At 69.0% G+C, this 18,613-nt stretch carries 18 protein-coding genes and 2 tRNA genes; 2 read left to right on the forward strand and 18 right to left on the reverse strand.

Annotated elements, in window-relative coordinates; translation table 11 throughout:
* Nucleotides 1-4: 4 nt before the first annotated feature.
* Nucleotides 5-1,075 (reverse strand): phosphotransferase, encoded by a 1,071-nt coding sequence (locus HLB44_RS11080; RefSeq protein WP_173122639.1) that lies wholly within the window; start codon nucleotides 1,073-1,075, stop codon nucleotides 5-7.
* The gene (locus HLB44_RS11085; RefSeq protein WP_173122640.1) at nucleotides 1,075-1,740 is read right to left on the reverse strand and encodes a haloacid dehalogenase type II; all 666 of its coding nucleotides are present in this window, start codon (nucleotides 1,738-1,740) and stop codon (nucleotides 1,075-1,077) included. Before HLB44_RS11085 ends, HLB44_RS11080 begins: the two co-directional genes overlap by 1 nt.
* 244 nt (nucleotides 1,741-1,984) lie before the next feature.
* Here HLB44_RS11085 and HLB44_RS11090 point away from each other — a divergent pair, with 244 nt between their 5' ends.
* Nucleotides 1,985-2,377, forward strand: coding sequence for a cupin domain-containing protein (locus HLB44_RS11090; protein ID WP_246312189.1), 393 nt, complete (start codon nucleotides 1,985-1,987; stop codon nucleotides 2,375-2,377).
* 96 nt (nucleotides 2,378-2,473) lie between these two features.
* Here the strand turns inward: HLB44_RS11090 and HLB44_RS11095 are convergent, their stop codons facing one another.
* From HLB44_RS11095 to HLB44_RS11130, 8 genes are read right to left on the reverse strand one after another with little or no spacing between them, the layout of a single operon-like run.
* On the reverse strand, nucleotides 2,474-4,078 hold the full coding sequence (locus HLB44_RS11095) for a class I adenylate-forming enzyme family protein (protein ID WP_246312223.1): 1,605 nt from the start codon (nucleotides 4,076-4,078) through the stop codon (nucleotides 2,474-2,476).
* Nucleotides 4,079-4,100: 22 nt separating this feature from the next.
* Nucleotides 4,101-4,916, reverse strand: a complete 816-nt coding sequence (locus HLB44_RS11100) for a citryl-CoA lyase (RefSeq protein WP_173122642.1) — start codon at nucleotides 4,914-4,916, stop codon at nucleotides 4,101-4,103.
* Between the two features lie 17 nt (nucleotides 4,917-4,933).
* Complete coding sequence (locus HLB44_RS11105; protein WP_173122643.1) at nucleotides 4,934-5,830, reverse strand: dioxygenase family protein; 897 nt, start codon at nucleotides 5,828-5,830, stop codon at nucleotides 4,934-4,936.
* Nucleotides 5,831-5,866: 36 nt separating this feature from the next.
* On the reverse strand, nucleotides 5,867-6,892 hold the full coding sequence (locus HLB44_RS11110) for a uroporphyrinogen decarboxylase family protein (protein WP_173122644.1): 1,026 nt from the start codon (nucleotides 6,890-6,892) through the stop codon (nucleotides 5,867-5,869).
* A 19-nt stretch (nucleotides 6,893-6,911) separates the two neighbouring features.
* Entirely contained in the window at nucleotides 6,912-7,616 is a 705-nt protein-coding gene (locus HLB44_RS11115) for an ABC transporter ATP-binding protein (protein WP_173122645.1), read from the reverse strand.
* A complete protein-coding gene (locus HLB44_RS11120; protein ID WP_343051291.1) occupies nucleotides 7,609-9,423 on the reverse strand; it encodes a branched-chain amino acid ABC transporter ATP-binding protein/permease in 1,815 nt (604 codons plus the stop codon). Before HLB44_RS11120 ends, HLB44_RS11115 begins: the two co-directional genes overlap by 8 nt.
* A complete protein-coding gene (locus HLB44_RS11125; protein ID WP_173122646.1) occupies nucleotides 9,420-10,286 on the reverse strand; it encodes a branched-chain amino acid ABC transporter permease in 867 nt (288 codons plus the stop codon). Before HLB44_RS11125 ends, HLB44_RS11120 begins: the two co-directional genes overlap by 4 nt.
* A 5-nt stretch (nucleotides 10,287-10,291) precedes the next feature.
* Nucleotides 10,292-11,500, reverse strand: coding sequence for an amino acid ABC transporter substrate-binding protein (locus HLB44_RS11130; protein WP_173122647.1), 1,209 nt, complete (start codon nucleotides 11,498-11,500; stop codon nucleotides 10,292-10,294).
* A gap of 122 nt (nucleotides 11,501-11,622) precedes the next feature.
* On the opposite strand from HLB44_RS11130, the gene HLB44_RS11135 reads away from it, so the two are divergent.
* A complete protein-coding gene (locus HLB44_RS11135) occupies nucleotides 11,623-12,531 on the forward strand; it encodes a LysR substrate-binding domain-containing protein (RefSeq protein WP_173122648.1) in 909 nt (302 codons plus the stop codon).
* A 173-nt stretch (nucleotides 12,532-12,704) separates the two neighbouring features.
* Here the strand turns inward: HLB44_RS11135 and HLB44_RS11140 are convergent.
* The 8 genes from HLB44_RS11140 to HLB44_RS11175 form a co-directional block, all read right to left on the reverse strand.
* A tRNA-Lys gene (locus HLB44_RS11140) sits at nucleotides 12,705-12,780 on the reverse strand.
* A 33-nt stretch (nucleotides 12,781-12,813) separates the two neighbouring features.
* Nucleotides 12,814-12,889 (reverse strand) — tRNA-Lys (locus tag HLB44_RS11145).
* 73 nt (nucleotides 12,890-12,962) lie between these two features.
* On the reverse strand, nucleotides 12,963-13,727 hold the full coding sequence (locus HLB44_RS11150) for a tRNA threonylcarbamoyladenosine dehydratase (RefSeq protein WP_173122649.1): 765 nt from the start codon (nucleotides 13,725-13,727) through the stop codon (nucleotides 12,963-12,965).
* Nucleotides 13,724-14,842: a YeeE/YedE family protein gene (locus tag HLB44_RS11155; protein ID WP_173122951.1), complete on the reverse strand. Its 1,119-nt coding sequence runs from the start codon at nucleotides 14,840-14,842 to the stop codon at nucleotides 13,724-13,726. Before HLB44_RS11155 ends, HLB44_RS11150 begins: the two co-directional genes overlap by 4 nt.
* 11 nt (nucleotides 14,843-14,853) lie before the next feature.
* Complete coding sequence (ybgF, locus tag HLB44_RS11160; protein ID WP_343051292.1) at nucleotides 14,854-15,678, reverse strand: tol-pal system protein YbgF; 825 nt, start codon at nucleotides 15,676-15,678, stop codon at nucleotides 14,854-14,856.
* 1 nt (nucleotide 15,679) lies between these two features.
* Nucleotides 15,680-16,234, reverse strand: coding sequence for a peptidoglycan-associated lipoprotein Pal (pal, locus tag HLB44_RS11165; protein WP_173122650.1), 555 nt, complete (start codon nucleotides 16,232-16,234; stop codon nucleotides 15,680-15,682).
* A gap of 49 nt (nucleotides 16,235-16,283) precedes the next feature.
* Nucleotides 16,284-17,567 carry a Tol-Pal system beta propeller repeat protein TolB gene (gene tolB, locus HLB44_RS11170; protein WP_246312190.1) on the reverse strand — a complete coding sequence of 428 codons (1,284 nt, stop codon included), beginning with the start codon at nucleotides 17,565-17,567 and terminating at the stop codon, nucleotides 16,284-16,286.
* Nucleotides 17,568-17,648: 81 nt separating this feature from the next.
* Entirely contained in the window at nucleotides 17,649-18,578 is a 930-nt protein-coding gene (locus tag HLB44_RS11175) for an alpha/beta hydrolase (RefSeq protein WP_173122652.1), read from the reverse strand.
* Between the last annotated feature and the right edge of the window lie 35 nt (nucleotides 18,579-18,613).

Genomic DNA, 18,613 nt, shown 5'->3' on the forward strand with positions numbered 1-18,613 from the left:
GTTTTCAAGCTTGGGCTCCAGTTCGTACGCCGGCCAGCAGCCGGTCGCGTGCCGTGTCGCGCGAGAGGTCCGCCATGTGGAACAGGGCCTCCCACGCTGCGGGGTTGTGACGCATGATGTACGTGCGGTTTTCGGGATAGCGTGCAGCGCGCCATTCCGAGATCAGCACCGTGACGAGATGGCGCGTGGCCATGAGATCGGCAACGATGTCCTGTTCGACGCCGGTCAGCGGCAGAGCCGCGTGATACGCAGCCACGAACTGGGCCGGCCCCTCGAAAGGGTCCTCGTTGCCGGCCATGTGGAAGGCGGCGGCCGTCGCCACTTCGCCGACCAGCGGCGCATGCAGCATGTCGCCGAAGTCGATGATTCCCACGATCCGCGCCTGATCGTCGGGTGCGACGAGCACGTTGTAGAGGTGGTAGTCGTTGTGGATCACCTGCGAGCGCAACGACGCCAGGCGCGGCAACACATGCTCGGTGAACCGCGTCATGAACGCTTCGGCCAGTGCACGGCGTTTCGCATCGACGATGCCATCGAGCTTCGCTGCCAGCCGATGTGCAGCGGCCACGTTCCACAGCAGGTCATGCGCCGCACCCGGGTGCGTGAAACCGTGCAGTGCGCGGTTCAACGCGGCAAGCCCCGTCCCCATGGCGCGTCGCTGCGCGGCGGTTCTCACCGTCTCCCGGATCTGGATGCCGTCCAGATAGGTCAGCATCCGCACGCGTGTGCGACGCCCTCCAGGCAATTCGATCGCCCCGTGCGTATGCCCGTCCAGTGTCCGCACGACACGCGGCACCGGCTGTTCCGGTGACACCCTGGCGATGTGCTCGAGCGCGGCGATCTGGAAATCGACGACCGCAGCCGGCTCGGATGGATTGCTGATCTTGAGGACGAAGCGACTGCCGTCCGCCGTCTCCACCAGGCAATTCTGGTCACGCTCACCGGCCAGCGATTGCACGCTGCCGTCGACGCCGTAGAGACGGTCAACCAAGGCCCGCACCTCCGCCGGTGCGAGATCGGGCGCGGTGGTGCTCAGCGCCGCCGTCGCCGCGCCGTTGAGGTGGGTGTCGCTCATCACAGGCCGAGCAGAGCGGGGAGCTGCCGCACATCGGTCAAGCGCGAGACGCCATAACCGTCGAACGTGGGTTCATGACCGCGATCGATGAACGCCTTGGCCATGAAACCCAGGTCGGACGCCGTCATCAGGTCGTATCGAAAGCTCGACGAGCAGTGCACCATCTGGTCCGGCGCGCACCCGAGCTGATCAAACATGTACTCGAAGGTCTGGAAACGTGGCTTGTACGCGCGTGCCTCCTCGGCGGTGTAGACGGCGTGAAACTTCGCCTTGAGATGGGCGACGCTGGCCGGGATCAGGTCGACCATCGAATTCGAGAGAATCACCAGCGGAACGTGCGGCGCGATCGCCTCCAGGACCTCGACCACGTTCGGATGCGGTTGCCAGCCCGCAATGGCGTTGTAGAGCGCGACCGCATCGGCCGGACGGCATTCCACGCCATGCGCCTTGCACGCCCGATGAATCGCGTTCTCGACGACGTCGAAGAAGGGCTTCCACTCGCCCAGGACCTCGTCGAGGCGATAGGCTCGAAAGCTGTCGAGGAAGGCAGGCATCCGCTCGGCCGCAATTCGATCCTTGAACAGGATTTTCGCGGTCGGGCCCATCTCGAAGTTGATGAGCGTGCCATAACAATCAAAACTGATGAACTTGGGTTTGAATGCCATTGGAGATCCACTGCTGCGTTGGGGGGTGGAATCAGTGTATGAATCCGCAGGCAATGGAGATGCCGCATTCACACCCGACGCCGGTGGATTCCGTTTCGATCGGGGCGCCTGACAGCACTTTTCAGGGGCCCCTGGCGCGCGATCCGGTAGAACAGCAGATTACGCCGGAGCGGGCTCTCAAAGCGCATTTGCCACCGTTTTCAATGCCGCCTTCGGCAGCGGACGAGGCAGTTCGGAAAGTAGCATGAGCCGCCCCCATTCCAGTCCCAAGGACCCTTCCATGGCAAACAAGCTGCTCGTCCCGTTCAAGTTCAACCAACTCGGCGAAGGGCGCGAATCCCGGCCGCCGGCGGACCGCGTGCTCGAAGGCGACATCGTGTGCCGCAACTGGGACGTCGACAGCGCCAAGGACGGCGCCGTTCGCGCAGGCGTGTGGCAGTCGAGTCCCGGCCTCAACCGCTCCATCAAGGGCGAGACCTGGGAGTTCTGCCTGATCCTGTCCGGCCTGGTCGAGATCACGGAGGATGGCTGCGAGCCCGTGCGCTACAAGGCCGGCGACTGCTTCATCATGAAGCCCGGCTACATCGGCACCTGGCGTACCATCGAAACGGTGCGCAAGGTGTGGATCATGGCCTGAAGGCTCGGTGCACGGCCTGGACGACTACCTGCAGCTGAAATACGTCTGCCAGGGGCAACTCGGCGCGTGAATCCCGGCCGCGCACGCGGCCTCTTCTCACCGCATGTCACGCGCCCGCGCCAGCAGTGCGCTCGACTCCTGCCGCAACAGGTGCTTGGCCACGCGCTGCGTCGGCGTTTGCGGCAGCGTGTCGACGAAGACAACGTAGCGCGGTTGCTTCAGCGGTGCCAGCCGCGCACGGCACCAGGCGGCCAGGTCCTCGAGCGACAACTGGGCACCTGGCGCCGCCACGACGGCGATCAGCACCTCGTCCTCGCCGAGCTCGGAGGGCACGGCGATGGCCGCCGCCTGCGCCACCAGCGGGTGGCTCTCGACGACGCGGTCGAGCTCGGCGCCGGAGATGTTTTCGCCGCCGCGGCGGATGATGTCCTTCTGCCGCGCGACGAAGTAGTGGTAGCCGTCGGCGTCGCGCCGCACCAGATCGCCGGTGCGGAACCAGCCGTCCTGGAACGACGCGCTGGTCTGCTCGGGATCGTTGAGGTAGCCCAGGAACATCGTCGGCGTGCGCACCTGCAGCTCGCCCACGGTGCCGTCCGGCACCGGCTGGCCCTGGTCGTCGCAGATGCGCATCTCCACGAACGGGCCGTCGCGCAGCGGGTGCGTGCCGGCCAGGCCGATGCTGCCGAGCTTCTGCTCGCCATGCAGCGGGTTGCAGGTCGCGGCCGGGATTTCCGACATGCCGTAGCCTTCCAGCAGGTGCGGCACGTGGAACTGATTGCGGTAGACCTCGAACATCTCCGCCGTGATCGGGCCGCCGTAGATGACACGGATCCGGTGCGTGGGATCGAACTCCGAGCGCGGCCGCACGGCCAGGATCTTGGCCAGCGAGGCCAGAATGTTCAGCTCGGTCGCGCGGGTGCGGGCGGCCAGCGACCAGAAGCTCGAGGCCGAGAAGCGGCGCGCGGTGATGAACGCCGCGCCGGCGGCGAGCGCACCGCCCAGCGAATAGAACAGCGCATTGATGTGGAACAGCGGGAACACGGTGAGCAGGCGGTCATCGGGCTGCAGGTCGAGCCGGCCGACGAAGGCCTCCGCGCTGAGCACGTAGTTGCCGTGGCTGTGCAGCACGCCCTTGGGCCGACCCGTGGTGCCCGAGGTGTAGATCACCAGCGCCGGTGTCTGCGGTGTCAGCACGGGCAGCGTTGTTGCGCAGTCCGCGGGAAGCATCGCCAGCACGTCGTCGGCAGCGGCCGCGGCGAGCCCGACATCCTCGAGCAGCAGCCGCTGCGCCACGGGCCCGAGGCGCAGCAGCAGCGCATCGAAACGCGGCGCCTCCGCAGCCGACGTGGCCACCAGCATCGCGCCGCAGTGGTCGATCTGGTAGGCCAGGTCATCGTCGGTCAGCGCCGGATTCATCGGCACGAAGATCGCGCCGAGCGACACCGTGGCCAGGAACAGGAGCACTGCGATGTCGGAGTTGGTCTCCACATGCGCGACGCGGTCGCCGCTGCGCACGCCCATGACAGCCAGGCGATGCGCCAGCGCCGTGCTGCCCGCGGCGAGCTGGGCGTAGGTCCACGTGCGCGCCTCGAACTCCACGGCCGCCTGCTGCGGCACCACCGCCGCACGCGAGTGCAGCAGCTGGGGAATGGTCAGCACCGGCCCCGGGTAGCGGTTCAGCACCTCGGCGGCATGCATCATGGCCACGGTGTCGGGTCTCGGGTCAGGTCTCGGTCTTCGGCGTCCAGCCCTCGGGCAGCGCACCGGTGTAGCGCAGCTCGCGCGTGGCCTGGTAGGACAGCGCGAAGCCGATCGGCTGGGCCAGCTCTTCGGTGAGATGGCCGATCAGCCCGGCGGTGCGCGCGAGGATTGGCACACCGCGCAGGGCGTCCAGCGGAAAGCCGACATCGAGCAGCACCGCCGGGATCGCCGCCGAGACGTTCAGGCGCAGCTCGCGGCCGGTGATGGCGGGCAGCACCTGCTCGACGCTCTCGGCAATCGCCCGGAAGCGGCCGGCGGTGCCGGCTTCGGCGGCCACTTCGAACAGACGCGCGACACGCGGATCGCGCGCCTTGTGCAGCGGATGGCCATAACCGGGCACGGCCTGGCCGGCGGCCCGCAGCTCGCGCACCACGACTTCAGCCGCTGCATCGAGCGCCAGCGCACGCTCATTTGCCAGCTTGTCGATGCGCGCGAACATCCGCCCTGCCGTCTCCGACGCACCGAGGATCACCGAACCGCAGCCCAGGATGCCGGCCGCCACGGCGCCCTGCAGCGCATCCGGCGCGGCGGCCAGCGTCATGCGGCTGGCCTGCACGCTGGGGACAAGCCCATGCTCGGCGATGGCCACCAGCGTGGCGTCGAGCACGCGGCTCGCGGCGGCATCCGGCCGCCGGCCGGTGATCAGCAGGAAGAAGTAATCGACGAAGCCGAGCTTGCCGATCAGGTCGCGGCACAGGTTCTCGCCGCGCACGACGATGGTCTCGTCGTCCGAGGTGCAGATGGCCGATTCGGGAATCGTGGCCTTGCCGATCTTCATGATGGAGGGTCCTCGTGTCACGCCGCCGGGGCGAGGTGGAAGTCGAAGCGCGCGCTGTGGTACGGGCGGTCCATCGCGCGGCCATCGGGTGCCGTTCCCGGCGCGTGCTTTTCGAAGGGCACGATCAGGCTGTTGCGCACGCCGAACACGACGTCGGAGTCGAGGAACGGGCTGTCGGTCGGAAAGAGGTGCGTCGTGACCGGCACATACCCCTCGGCGTAGACCATCGCGTGGATGTGCCCGGGCCGATTCGGGTGCCGCCCCATGAGCCGCAGCATGTCGCCCACCGGGCCGTCCTGCGGCACGGGGTAGAAGGTGGGCTTGATCGACCAGAAGTGGTAGCGGCCCGCTGCGTCGGTATGAAAGCGCGCGCGCAGGCGCTTGCCGGCCTCGCCTTCGATCTGCATGTCGTAGACGCCCTCGCCGTCACCGGACCAGATGTCCAGGCAGCAGTTCGCGATGGGCCGGCCTCGCGTGTCGCTCACGGTGCCGCTGTAGAAGGCCGGCTCGCCGGGCATGCCGGCGCCGATGTCTGCGCCCAGCGGCAGCACCGGCGAGCCCTCCCAGTAGAACGGCCCCTGCACGGTGGCCTCGGTCGGCATCGCGCTGGCCTCGCGATCGGCCAGCGCCTTCGCCGAACGGCGCGCCTGTTCGAGCCCGACCACGACCATCGAGACGCCCAGCGTGTCCGACAGCAGGATGAACTCCTGCCGCTGCGCGGTGCAGGCTTGGCCGGTGCGGGTCAGGAACTGCAGCGCCGCCATCCATTCGGCGGGCTGCAGGTCAACCTCCTTCACCAGCGCGTGCAGGTGTTGCACCACTGCCGTCATGACCTGCTTGTAGCGCGGGTCGGTGCAGCCTTCCAGCGTGCGCAGCACGGCGGCGGTGACGTCGGTGATCTGCTTGTCTTGCATCGTCGTCTCACGTGGTTGGGGTTGACCGGCGCGCCTTCAGCCGCCATGGCGGCTGCGCAGCACCTGCGCGGCCGCCACCATCGCGGCCAGCTTTCCGGCCGCCGTGGCGCGCGGGATGTACTTCATGCCGCAGTCTGGCGCGAGGATCACGTTCTCGGCCGCGACATAGGGCAGCGCGCGCTCGATGCGGGCGACGATCGTGTCCACCGATTCGACGGCAGGGTCCGCCAGGTCGAGGCAGCCGACCATGATCTTCTTGCCGGCCAGCGGCAGCAGCGCACTGCAGTCGAGGTGCGACTGCGCGGTCTCGATCGACACCTGCCGGCAGCTGCACAGCGCCAGTTCGGACAGGAACGAATAACCGCTGGGGCGCTCGTGGATGATGGCCGCGTAGCCGAAGCAGATGTGCACGGCCGTCGTGCCGGTGATGCCCTCGAGCGCGCGGTTCAGCGCGGCCAGGCCGTAGCGCCGCGCCTTCTCGGGCCGTGCCTGCATGTAGGGCTCGTCGATCTGCACCACATCGGCCCCGGCGGCGAAGAGGTCGCGGATCTCGGCATTGACGGCCGCCGCGTAGTCCATCGCGGCCTCTTCCTCGCTGTCGTAGAAGTCGTTCTGCGCCTGCTGCAGCATCGTGAACGGGCCCGGCACGGTGATCTTGACCAGGCGGCGGGTGTGCGCGCGCAGGAACTTCAGGTCCTCGACCTCCACCGCATGGCGGCGGCGGATCGGTCCGACGATGCGCGGCACCGGATTGGGGTGGCCCGAGCGGTCCAGCGCGGTCCCGGGGTTGTCGAGGTCGATGCCGTCGAGCGCGGTCGCGAAGCGGTTCGAATAACTCTCGCGCCGGATCTCGCCGTCACTCACGATGTCCAGGCCCGCTGTTTCCTGCGCGCGGATGGCGATCAGCGTGGCGTCTTCCTGCGCCTGCTCGAGGTACTGCGGCGGAATGCGCCAGAGCTCGCGCGCACGCACCCGCGGCGGAAAGCGGCCGGCGAGTTTCTCGCGGTCGATCAACCAGTCCGGCTGCGGGAAACTGCCGACGATGGTGGTGGGGAACAGCATCTCGAATCCCTCCTTGCAGTCAGGCGCCGAGGTAGGCCCGGCGGATTTCCTCGCGCTGCATCAATTCGCCGGGCGCACCCTCGGCGGCCATGCGGCCTTGCTCGAGCACGTAGGCGCGATCGGCCACGCGCATCGCCATGGCCACGTTTTGCTCGACCAGCAGCACCGCGGTGCCCTCGGCATTGACGCGCCGGATCGCCGCGAACACCTCCTGCACGACCAGCGGCGACAGGCCGAGTGAAGGTTCATCGAGGAGGAGCAAGCTTGGACAGGCCATCAGCGCGCGGCCGATGGCCAGCATCTGCTGCTGGCCGCCGGACAGCTCCCCGGCCGCCTGGCCGAGCTTGGCTTTAAGCGCCGGAAACAACGCCAGCACCGCTTCGAGTGATGCCGCGCGCTTCGCTTTGGCGGCCGGCAGCAGGCTGCCGACCTCCAGGTTCTCGATCACGCTCATGCCGGCGAACAGCCGCCGCCCCTCCGGCACGATGGCGATACCGGCCTGGCAGAAGCGATGCGCAGGCAAGGCGGTGATGTCACGGCCTTCGAACGTTATGCGACCACCGCGTGCGCGCAGGATGCCGGCGAGCGTGTTGATCAGCGTCGTCTTGCCGGCGCCGTTGGGGCCGACGATGCACAGCAGCTCGCGCGGGCGCAGCTCGAAGCTCACGCCCCACAGCGCCGGCGCCGGGCCATAGGCCACCTGCAGGTCGCGCACTTCAAGCATGGCTGGCTCCTGCGACCGCGGAGGCTTGCGCCTGGGGCAGCGGCGGACCCAGGTAGGCGGCCATCACCTCGGGCCGCCGCATGACCTCGGCCGCCGCGCCTTCGGCCAGCAGCTCCCCATGGTCGAAGACGACGACGCGGTCGGTCAGGGCCATGACGGCGCGCATCACGTGCTCGACGAAGATCACCGTCGCGCCCTGGTCGCGGATGCGCCGCACCAGCGCCACCGCGTCGTCGATCTCGCTCGGTGTCAGGCCGCACAACACCTCGTCCAGCAGCACCAGCCGCGGCCGCGAGGCCAGCGCGCGCGCCAGCTCCAGGAACTTGCGCTGGTGCAGGTTCAGCTCGTCCGGGTAGGCATGGGCCTTGTCCTGCAGGCCGGCAAAGGCGAGCCAGGTCATGGCCTGGCCCCGCGCCGCGGCCGGCGAGCGGATGCCGCCGCCGAACATCGCCGCCAGCGCGGCGTTGTCCAGCACGGTCTGGCGCGCGAACGGCCGCGGGATCTGGTAGGTGCGCGAGATGCCGGCCCGCGCGATGCGGTGCGCGGCGCTGCGGCCGAGCTCCTGCCCTTCGAAGACGACGCTGCCGCTGCTGGGCGCGTAGTGGCCGGTGACGACGTTGATGAAGGTCGACTTGCCCGAACCATTGGGCCCGAGCAGGCCGAGGATCTCGCCGCGCTGCACCTCGACATCGACGCCCGACAAGGCCTTCACGCCGCGGAAGGACTTCGCCAAGCCCCGCGTGCGCAACAGCACCTCGCCGGCCTGGCACGGTGCAATGGCAGCTTCTTGAGCCGACGCCAGCACATCCGGCTGCCGCCGCGGCAGCAGCCGCAGCAGGCGCGGCAGGATGCCGTCGGGCATGAAGAGAATGGCCGCGATCAGGATGGCGCCGACCATCGCCTTGCCGGCCACCGCATGGTCGGCGGCGGTGAAGCTGTACAGCAGCAAGGTGATCGCGATGGCGCCGATGGCCGGGCCGGCCCAGTGCCGCGTGCCGCCGAGCACGCTCATCAGCACGACCGTCAGCGGCACGTTGATCGTGAACACCTCGCCCACCGTCACATACGACAGGAACAGCGCGTGGATGCCACCGGCCACGCCGGCCAGCGCGCAGGAGATGCCCATGGCCGCCAGCTTGTAGCGATAGGTCGGCACGCCCATCACCTCGGCCGCGTCCTCGTCGTCGTGGATCGCGAACAGCCCCGCGCCGAAGCGGGTCGTCGTGATGTGCCAGGCGACCAGCAGCGTCAGCGTCGCCGCGGCCAGCGCCAGCAGGTAGAAGGTGGATGAGGCCGTCGGTCCGATGGCCGGCACCGCCACCCCCGCCAGCGAGACGCCGTTGCCGCCGTCGATCGGCGTGTTGACGATCAGCGTGCCGACGACGAAGGTGACGGCCAGCGTCAGCAGCGCGAAGACCTCGCCGCGAATGCCCTTGACGCGGAAGACCACCGCGCCGATCGCGATGCCGAGCACGCTGGCCACCAGCGCCGCGACCGGCAGCGTGCCCAGGAAGGGCCAGTCCCAGCGTGCCAGCAGCGTGCTCGTCGTGTAGATCCCGGCACCGAAATACGCACCGTGCCCGAACGAGAAGTAGCCGGTGTAGCCCGACAGGATGTTCCACGAGGTCGCCAGCACGATCCAGTGCAGGACAAGGTAGAGCAGCGAGTCGTAGAAGGCCGGCAGGCCGAGCCGCGGCACGAAGGCCAGCGCAGCGGCGGCGGCCAGGATGGCGACCGGTGTGCGCCAGGGCGCCGCGCTCTTCGGCGCGACGCTGCCGGGATTGGCCACGGCCATCGTGGAGCTCACGCCGTACGCCCTGGACGGAAGAGAAGGATGCCGATCAGCAGCGTGAACGAAACCAGCGGCGCCCACGAAGGCGCCGTCACGGCCATCGTCACCGCTTCGCTGATGCCGATGACGATGCCGGCGGCCAGCGGCGCCAAGGCCCGGCCCAGCCCGCCCAGCATCACCGCGGCGAAGACCACGCCGATCCAGGCATAGATCTGCGATGGCGCCAGCGTGAAGCCGAGCGCCAGGCAGACCCCCGCCACCGAGGCCAGCGCTGAACAGGTGCCCGCCAGCAGCAGGGCGTTGCGGCGCTGGTGGATGCCGAACGCCGCGGCGATCGGCGCATCTTCGGCCGATGCGCGCAGGGCCTTGCCCAGGTCGGTGTAGCGCAGCACCGCCCAGATGCCGAACGACAGGCTGACGGCCAAAAAGAGCGTGATCAGCTCGGGCAGCGGCAGGTACAACCCGAGCAGCTTGTAGCGGTGCTCCCCATAGGCCGACTCGAGCTTGCGGAAGTCTGCTGTCCAGACCGACTGGATCAGCGCCTCGACAATACCGGTGAGGCCGAAGGTGACCAGCAGCGAGTTGAACGGCGTGATCGCGAAGCGCGCCATCGCCGCATGCAGCGCAGCGCCGATGGCGAAGAACAGCGGCACGATGACGAGCAGCGTCAGCAGCGGGTCCATGCCCATCGTCGCCATCTGATAGCACAGGTAGGCCGCGAGAAACGCGAACGCAAAGTGCGCCAGGTTGATCAGCCGCAGCAGCCCCCACGACAGGCTCAAGCCCAGCCCGAGCAGGCCGTAGAGGGCACCGACGAAGACGCCGGACAGCACGCTCTGCGCCAGCAGCGTGGCGCTCGGGATCGTGAAACCCGACATCGCGTTCAGTTGGTCTGGAGCTTCGCACCGCCGGCGGTGAACTCCTTCGGCCAGACCACCGCCCAGCGGCCGTTCTGCACCTGCTTCACGCGCATCAGGTCGTCGCCGTAGTTGCTGGGGCCGTTGAAGCGCAGCTTGCCCTGGATGGTGTCGACGCGATTGGCTCGGAGCCAGGCGGCAATGGCCTTGTCGTCCAGGCCCTTGGTGGCCGCGACGCCGGCGTCGAGGATCTGCCAGGCCGTGTACGAAGCGCCGGCCTGCACCTCCACGGACGGGTCGGGCAAATTGGCCTTGGTGGCGCGCTCGCGGTAGAGCGTGATGAACTCTGCCGCGCCGGGTGCGTTGGTGAACGGCGGCTGTTCCTCGAAGATCGTCACCGACAGCGCGTTCTTCGCCTCCGGCAGCGTGACCAGCGGCCCCGGCGCGGGATACAGGTAGAAGTGCTGCGGCGGCACGTACTCGATCTTCTTCATGGCATCGAGCAGCAGGTTGCCGTCCAGGCCGATGGCACCCACCCACACGAAGTCGGGCTTGGCATCCTTGATCCGGTTGGCGATCGGGCCGAAGTCGCGGTTGCCGAAGTCCCATTCGAGGAACAGCACTTCGTTCAGGCCGCGCTTCTTCAGCACCTCGCGCGCGCCGGCGGACATGAACTGGATCGACGGGAACTTGCTCGTCACCACGGCCACTGTCTTTGGGGGTTTGGGGCCGGCGGCCAGCGCATCGAACACCGTGTTCGGCACCGTGGTCGCGGGCTCGGAACCCAGCGACCACGCCGGGAACTGCATGTCGTACTTGGCCAGCGACGGGATGCCCAGCGTGTGGTGCACCAGCACCTTGCCGTAGCGCTGCGCCACGCCCATCGCCGACAGGATCGCGCCGGTGGCATACGGGCCCATCAGCAGATCGACCTTGTCGGCGGTGACCAGCTGCTCGTACAGCGTGCGCGCCAGGTCCGGCTTGCTCTGGTCGTCCTTCAGCACCCATTCGAGCGGCCGGCCGAGCCAGCCGCCGCGCTTGTTGACCTGCTCGACATAGATCTCGCCGACGATGCGGTGGATCTGCGCGGTGGCGGAGAGTGGCCCGGTCAGCGCCAGCGTGCTGCCGATGCGGATCGGCGCGCCGCCCTGGGCACGCGCCGGCACGGACAGTCCGGCCAACGCACCGAGGCTGAAACCGATCGCGCCGCGGCGCGTGAGCGTGCTGGTGTTCATCCGCTGTCTCCTGTGCGTCCTGTGTTTCGAGTGCGGGCCCAGGATAGGCATGTGCGGCTGCTCGATGCGTGACGAATCTCCATCGATATCATCGATGGCGTCGATCATTCGAAAGGGTTTTCATGGAGTTGCGGCATCTTCGCTACTTTGTCGCCCTGGCCGAGTGCCTCAGCTTCACGCGCGCCGCTGCGCGCGTGCACGTCACCCAGTCGACGCTGTCGCACCAGATCCGCCAACTGGAGGAACAGATCGGCCAGGCCCTGTTCGAGCGCATCGGCAAGAAGGTCGTCACGACCGAGGCCGGCCAGCTCTTCCTGGCCTACGCTGCCCGGGCGCTGAAAGAGGTGGATGCCGGCATCGCGATGCTGCGGCCGGCGGCCGGCGACCTGACCGGCCGGGTGCGCGTGGGGGCCACGCACACCTTCAACATCGGGCTGATTCCCGAATGCGTGGCGCTGCTGCTGGCGCGGCACCCGACGGTGAAGGTCTGCATCGAGGAGCTGCCGGCCGACGACATCGGCGCCCAGCTGCACTCGGGCGATCTCGACATCGGCATCGCCTACCGGCCCAACGGACCGACCGATCTGACCTTCGAGCCGCTCTACAACGAGGAAATGGTGCTGGTGGTGGCGGACACGCACCCGATGGCCGGGCGCCGGCGCATCCGCATGGTCGAACTTCACCAGCAGGCGCTGGTGCTGCTGCCCGCGCGCTTCACCACCCGCGCAATGCTCGACGAGTGCTTCGCCGCCTGCGGCGCCGAACCCTCGGTGGTGGCCGAGATGTCGACGGTCGCGCCGATGATCGGCCTCGTGCAGCGCGCGCCGGTGGGCACCATCGTCTCGGCCAACGCGGTGCCGGCGGAGCTGGCGGGCCTGCGCACGGTGCCGATCGAGAGCCCGACGCCGATTCGCACACCGGGGCTGCTGTGGCGCACGCAGGCGGCCAAGGCGCCCGTGGTTCAGGCATTCGCCGTCATCGTGCGCAAGACGGCGCTTCGCTTGCAAGCGCGAAAGAGAGCTGCGCAGTGATCACCGCCGCCTTCGGCAGTCTCGCTCTGAATGCGCCGGGCAATTCTCATTGCCGCGTTCTGGCTACCGCGCACTGCGTTGTTCGTTGTTCAGTGGGCAGTGCAATCAATTCCACCTGCACGCACAAAGCAAAAGGGGTTCAGCATCTCTGCTGAACCCCTGTCGCTTACCTATGGTGGGCCCTGAGTGACTCGAACACTCGACCAACGGATTAAGAGTCCGCTGCTCTACCAACTGAGCTAAGAGCCCTGATTCTTTCCAACTGTACCGTGGCACCGTTGGTGGTGGGTTGTGCAGGATTCGAACCTGCGACCAACGGATTAAAAGTCCGCTGCTCTACCGACTGAGCTAACAACCCGGTAACTACGCTTTGCGAGCGGTAGAGCACGACATTCTAGCACGCACTTTTCGAGCCTCAAGTGCCGCGGCGATCATTCGATGCATTGGCGCAGCACTTCGCCGGCCGCGACGAAGCCGAAGGTGGCCGTGACCATCACGCTCGAACCATAGCCATGGCAGTTCAGGCTGCCGTCGCCGGCATCGAGCTCGCAGGCGGCATCGGCCGGCGCGCGCACGTTCTCGCGCGAGAACACGCAAGCCACCCCGATGCGCCCCTGCCGCGGCGCCCCCTGCTTGCGCAGGCGCTGGCGCAGCGATGCCAGCAGCGGGTCGTGCGTAACGTCGGACAGATCGGCCACCTCGACGCGCTGCGCGGCCTGCTTGCCCCCGGCCGCGCCGGCGCTGACGAAGGCGATGCGCTGCTCGAGCGCCCACGCGGCGAGCGCGAGTTTCGCGTAGCTCTGGTCGCAGGCGTCGACCACGGCATCGACCGGCGTGGGCAGCAGCGCCGGCCAGTTGGCGGGCGTCGCGAACTCCTCGACCGCGTGGACGATGCAGGCGGGATGGATGTCGGCGATGCGTTGCCGCAGCGCCTCGGCCTTGGCCATGCCGAGCGTGCTGCCCAGCGCCTGCACCTGGCGATTGACGTTCGACTCGGCGACATGATCGAGGTCGATCAGCGTGAGCTCGGCGACCCCGCTGCGCGCGAGCGCCTCGACCGTCCACGAACCGACCCCGCCGAGCCCGACCACGGCGATGCGCGCCGCGCGCACGCGCGCATAACCGGCCTCGCCATACAGGCGGCGCAGGCCGCCGAAGCGGCGCTCGAGATCGGCCTCGTCGATGACCACGCTCATGCCTGCCGCTCGATGCGCCAGACCTGCCAGCGCAACGCGCCGACCGCCCCGGCGATGATCGATGCCAGCGCGACGAAGCTGCCGATCGACAGCGTCGAGACGCCCGACAGGCCCTGCCCGATCGTGCAGCCCAGCGCCGTGACGCCGCCGATGCCCATCAGCAGCGCGCCGACCACGTGGTTCGCGGTGTCCTCGACGCCGCGAAAACCTTCCCACCGAAAGCTGCGTCCGACGAGTGCGACCGCTGCGCTGCCGAGCACGACGCCGGCCACGATCACGATGCCCTGCGTCAGCAGCTTGGTCTTGTCGCTGAAGAACAGCAGCCAGTCGACGCTGTAGGCGAGCGGCGCGACGAAGCTGAAGGCCTCCATGCGCTGCGAATTGGTCGCCAGGAAGGTCGGCTCCAGCGTCTGCGGATGCTCTGGCACGAAGCCCAGCCGCCCCGACACCCACCATGCCGCGACGATCACCCCGCCGATGCCGAGGCCACCGACCAGCACGTCGGGCGAGCGACCTTCGCTGCGCATCAGCACCCAGGCCGCGAGCGCGCCGCCGAACAGCAGGCCGAGCCAGCCGGCATGCTGCGCGGCGCTGCCGCCGAACGCCGCCGCCACCAGCGACGGCAGGTCCTGCCCCGCCGCCGGCAGCGCCCAGCGCACGCTGTCGACCGTGTTGACGCGCAGCACCGCGGTGATGCCCTTGAGCGTCGCGAAGGCGGCGAGCGCGAGCACGATGAAGACCATCAGCGATTTGAGATTGCCGCCGCCGATGCGCACCAGCGTCTTGCTGCCGCAGCCCGACGCCAGCACCATGCCGAAGCCGAACATCAGCCCGCCGACGATCTGCGACAGCCACAGCCAGAGCGGCGGGGCATACAGGCTGTCGGCCGCACGCAGCCAGCCGAGCGCGACCATCGCGTTGAAACCCAGCATCGCGACGGCGATGGCCAGCACCCACATGCGCATGCGCGACCAGTCGCCGATGTTGACGATGTCGGCCACTGCGCCCATCGTGCAGAAGTGCGTGCGCTGGGCGATCGCGCCGAACAGCAGGCCCAGGCCGAAGGCCGCCCACAGCACCTGGGTGCCGAGCGACAGCAGCTCGGCATCGCTCAACATCGCCAACATCACCCCTTCAGGGACCCGAGGCGCTCACGTCCGGCGGCAGCGGCTTCCGATTTCGGATAACTCTTCAGAAGATCGTCCAGCGTGCGGCGGGCGGCCTTGACGTCCTTCATCTCGACCTGGCAGTTGGCAATCGCCAGCAGGGCCTCGGCGGCGCGCGGATGGTCGGGCGCGGCGGCGACGAGCGCACGGAAAACGGCAATCGCCTCCTTGTAGTCGCGCTTGCCGTACAGGGCGTTGCCGAGCCAGAAGCGCGCCGAATCAAGGTAGCCGCTGGTCGGATAACGCCGGATGAACGCGGCCAGCGTGGCCGCGGACTTGTCGAAGTCGCCGGTGCGCAGCACCGCGACGGCCTCTTCGTAGGCGCGGCGCTCCTCGGGCTCGACGAGGAAGTCCTTGCCGTCGACCGACACCGGCTGCGGCTCGATCTTGCGCAAGCGCTCCTCGAGCACGTTGACACCTTCGCGCTGGCGCTTCTGCAGCTCGGCGACGTCGCGTTGCATCTGCTCCTGCACGCCGCGCAGCCGCGCGAGCTCGCCGCGCTGCGCCTCGATCAGCGTGTTCAGCTCGACCAGGCTGCGGCGCAGCTGTTCCAGCGCCTGCGTCTGCCCGGCCACCAGCTCGGCCATGCGGGCCTTCGCCGCATCGTCGCTGGCCTGGATGCGGGCCCGCAGGTCGAGGATCGCCTTGCGCGCCTCGTCGTCCTCGAACAGCGCAGCACGGGCAGGGCCGGCGGCGCCGAACGCGCCGGCCAGCAGCACCGGCAGCAGCGCATGCCGCAGCCGGCCGGTGCGGCCGGCCCGGCGCTGCGCGTCGAACCACGACACCTCAGCGATCCTTCAGCTCGGCGCGGCGGTTCTTGGCCCAGGACGATTCGTCATGCCCCTCGACGACCGGGCGCTCCTTGCCGAAGCTCACTGCCTCGAGCTGCGCGTCGGTCGCGCCGAGCAGCGCGAGCGACTTGGCCACCGCCTCGGCGCGCTTCTGGCCCAGCGCCAGGTTGTACTCGCGGCCGCCGCGCTCGTCGGTGTGGCCCTCGATGGTCATGCGCTTGCCCTTGTTCGTCGCCAGCACCTTGGCATGCGATTCGATCAGCGGGCGGAAGTCTTCCTTGACGGTGAAGCTGTCGAAATCGAAATAGACGAGGCGCCCCAGGTTGGCCGCGGACACGGTGCCGCCGGGGATCGTGACCGGCGTGACGCTCGAGGAGCCGCTGGGCCCGGTTGCCGCGGCGCGGGGCGTCGTGCTGGTGGTGCCGCTGCCGGTGCGCGATTCGACCGGCGCCTGGTCGTCGAGCTTGACGCTCGAGCCGCAGCCGGCCAGGAGGGCAGCTACGGCGGCGACGGCGGCACACAAGGTGGTGGTGCGGAGGGCATGCATCATGGACTGCTCCTTGGCTGTGGGTCGGTGACCCGGTGAACTGCGCTGCAAGTCAGCGATTGAAAGGCCCCCAGGCCGGCTCGCGCACGTCGACGCCGGTCGATAACAAGCGTGTGCGAATCTTGCCATCCAGGGTGGTCGTCATCAACACGTCGCGGCCTTGCGCCCGGGTGGCGTACATCAGCAGGCGGCCATTGGGCGCAAAGCTCGGGCTTTCGTCCTCGGTGGTGTCGCTGACGGCAACCGGCGTGCCGCCGCCCATGTCGAGCACCATGACGCGGAAGGCGTTGCCGTTGTCGCGCGCCACGTAGGCGAGCGTGCGGCCGTCGGGGCTGACCGCCGGGCTGATGTTGTAGCCGCCGGTGAAGGTGACGCGGTCGGCAGCGCCGCCGCCGGCCGACATGCGGTAGATCTGCGGGCTGCCGCCGCGATCGCTGACGAAGTAGAGCGTCTGGCCGTCGGGCGCGAACACGGCTTCGGTGTCGATCGCGCTGGTGGTCGTCAGGCGACGCGGCTCGCCGCCGCCGGCGTCCATCATGTACAGCTGCGAGATGCGATCGCGCGACAGCGTGACCGCCAGGCGCTTGCCGTCCGGCGACCAGGCCGGCGCGCTGTTCGAGCCGCGGAAATTGGCCAGCCGGCGCCGCTCGCCCGACTGCACGTCGTGCACCATGACGACGGCCTTCTGGTCCTCGAACGAGACGTAGGCCAGCTGCCGCCCATCGGGCGACCAGGCCGGCGAGATGATCGAGTGCGGGCTGGTCAGCGGCACCTTGCCGCCCTCGCCGTCGGCATCGGTGATGTGCAGCCGGTAGACGCCCGAGGCCCGCGTGACGTAGGCGATGCGGGTCGCGTTGACGCCGCGCTCGCCGGTCAGCTTCTCGTGGATCGCATCGGCGATGCGGTGCGCGGCCAGCCGCAGGTCGCCTTCGGCGACGGCGTAGGCCTGGCCCAGCAGCTCCTGGCCCTTGACGACGTCCCACAGCTTGAAGCGGATGTCGAAGCGGCCATCGGGCAGCCGGGTGACCGAGCCGGCGACCAGCGCATCGGCGGCGCGGCCGCGCCAGTCGCCGAATTCCGGCGCGCTGCGCTCGTCGAGCACGCCGCTGGAATCGACGATGCGGAACAGGCCGCTGCGTTCGAGGTCGGCGCGCACGATCATCGAGATCGGCTGGCCGCTGCGGTCCTCTTCGCGGAAGCGGGTGACCGCCACCGGCAGCTGCGTCGCGCCGATGCCGGAGATCTCGACGCGGAACTGCGCGAGCGCCGCGGGCGACAGCGGCAGGCCGAGACCGGCGGCCAGGGCCGCGTTGAAACGTCGTCGTTGGATGCGCATCGGGGAAGATGGAGTCGATGAGGACCCTGGGGTTCCGTGGCGGGGCATTGTAGGCAGCGGATCTCGGTGCCTTGACCGGGTTCAGCCGAGGTGCCGCCGCAGGGCGGCCGCGCACAGATCAACGGCCGTGCGGGCTTCATCGATGACGCGGCCCATCGTCAGGAAGCCATGGATCTGGCGCTCGAAGCAGATGTACTGCGTCGGCGTGCCGGCGGCCGACAAGGCATCGGCGTACTGGCGGCCCTCGTCGCGCAGCGGATCGAAGCCGGCGGTCAGCACCAGCGCCGGGGGCAGCCGCGACAGGTCCAGCTGCAGCAGCGGCGAGGCACGCCAGTCGGGCCAGTCGCGCTCGTCGAGGTAGTGGCCGCGGAAGTAGGCGACCGTCTCGCGCGTCAGCAGGTAGCCGGTGCCGTTGCTGGTGTGCGAGGGCGCGATCGCGCGCTGGTCGGTGGCCGGGTAGACCAGCAGCTGCAGCCGCGGCGCCGGCGTGGCGCCGCCGCGCAGCGCGATGGCCACCACCGCGGCCAGGTTGCCGCCGGCGCTGTCGCCGCCGAGGGCCAGCCGGCCGGCGTCGAGCCCGAGCGTGTCGGCCCCGGCCTGCAGCCAGCGTGTCGCGGCGATCGCATCGTCGACGGCGGCGGGGAAGCGGTGCTCGGGTGCGCGCCGGTAGTCGACCGCGACGACCGCGCAGCGGCCACCCACGGCCAGCTCGCGGCACAACACGTCATGCGTGTCCAGATCACCGATGGTCCAGCCGCCGCCGTGGAAGTAGACGAGCACCGGGGCCCGCGCCGGCAGCCCGGCCGGGCGATACAACCTCAGCGGCACCGGTCCGGTCGGTGTCGCGGCGCTCAGATCGCGCACTTCCGCCAGGGCCGGCGGATCGGGCTGCGTGAAGAAGCGGCGCTCACGGTAGATGCGGCGCGCTTCGTCGGGTGACAACAGGTGCGTCGGCGGCACGCCGCGGGTGGCGATCAGGTCCAGCAGTCCACGGGCTTGTGGGTCGAGCATCAGGGGCCTCCTCGTCTGCCGGCGCAGTGTAGTCG

Origin of the sequence: Pseudaquabacterium terrae (assembly GCF_013266755.1) — a bacterium.
Taxonomy (GTDB): Bacteria; Pseudomonadota; Gammaproteobacteria; order Burkholderiales; family Burkholderiaceae_C; genus Pseudaquabacterium; species Pseudaquabacterium terrae.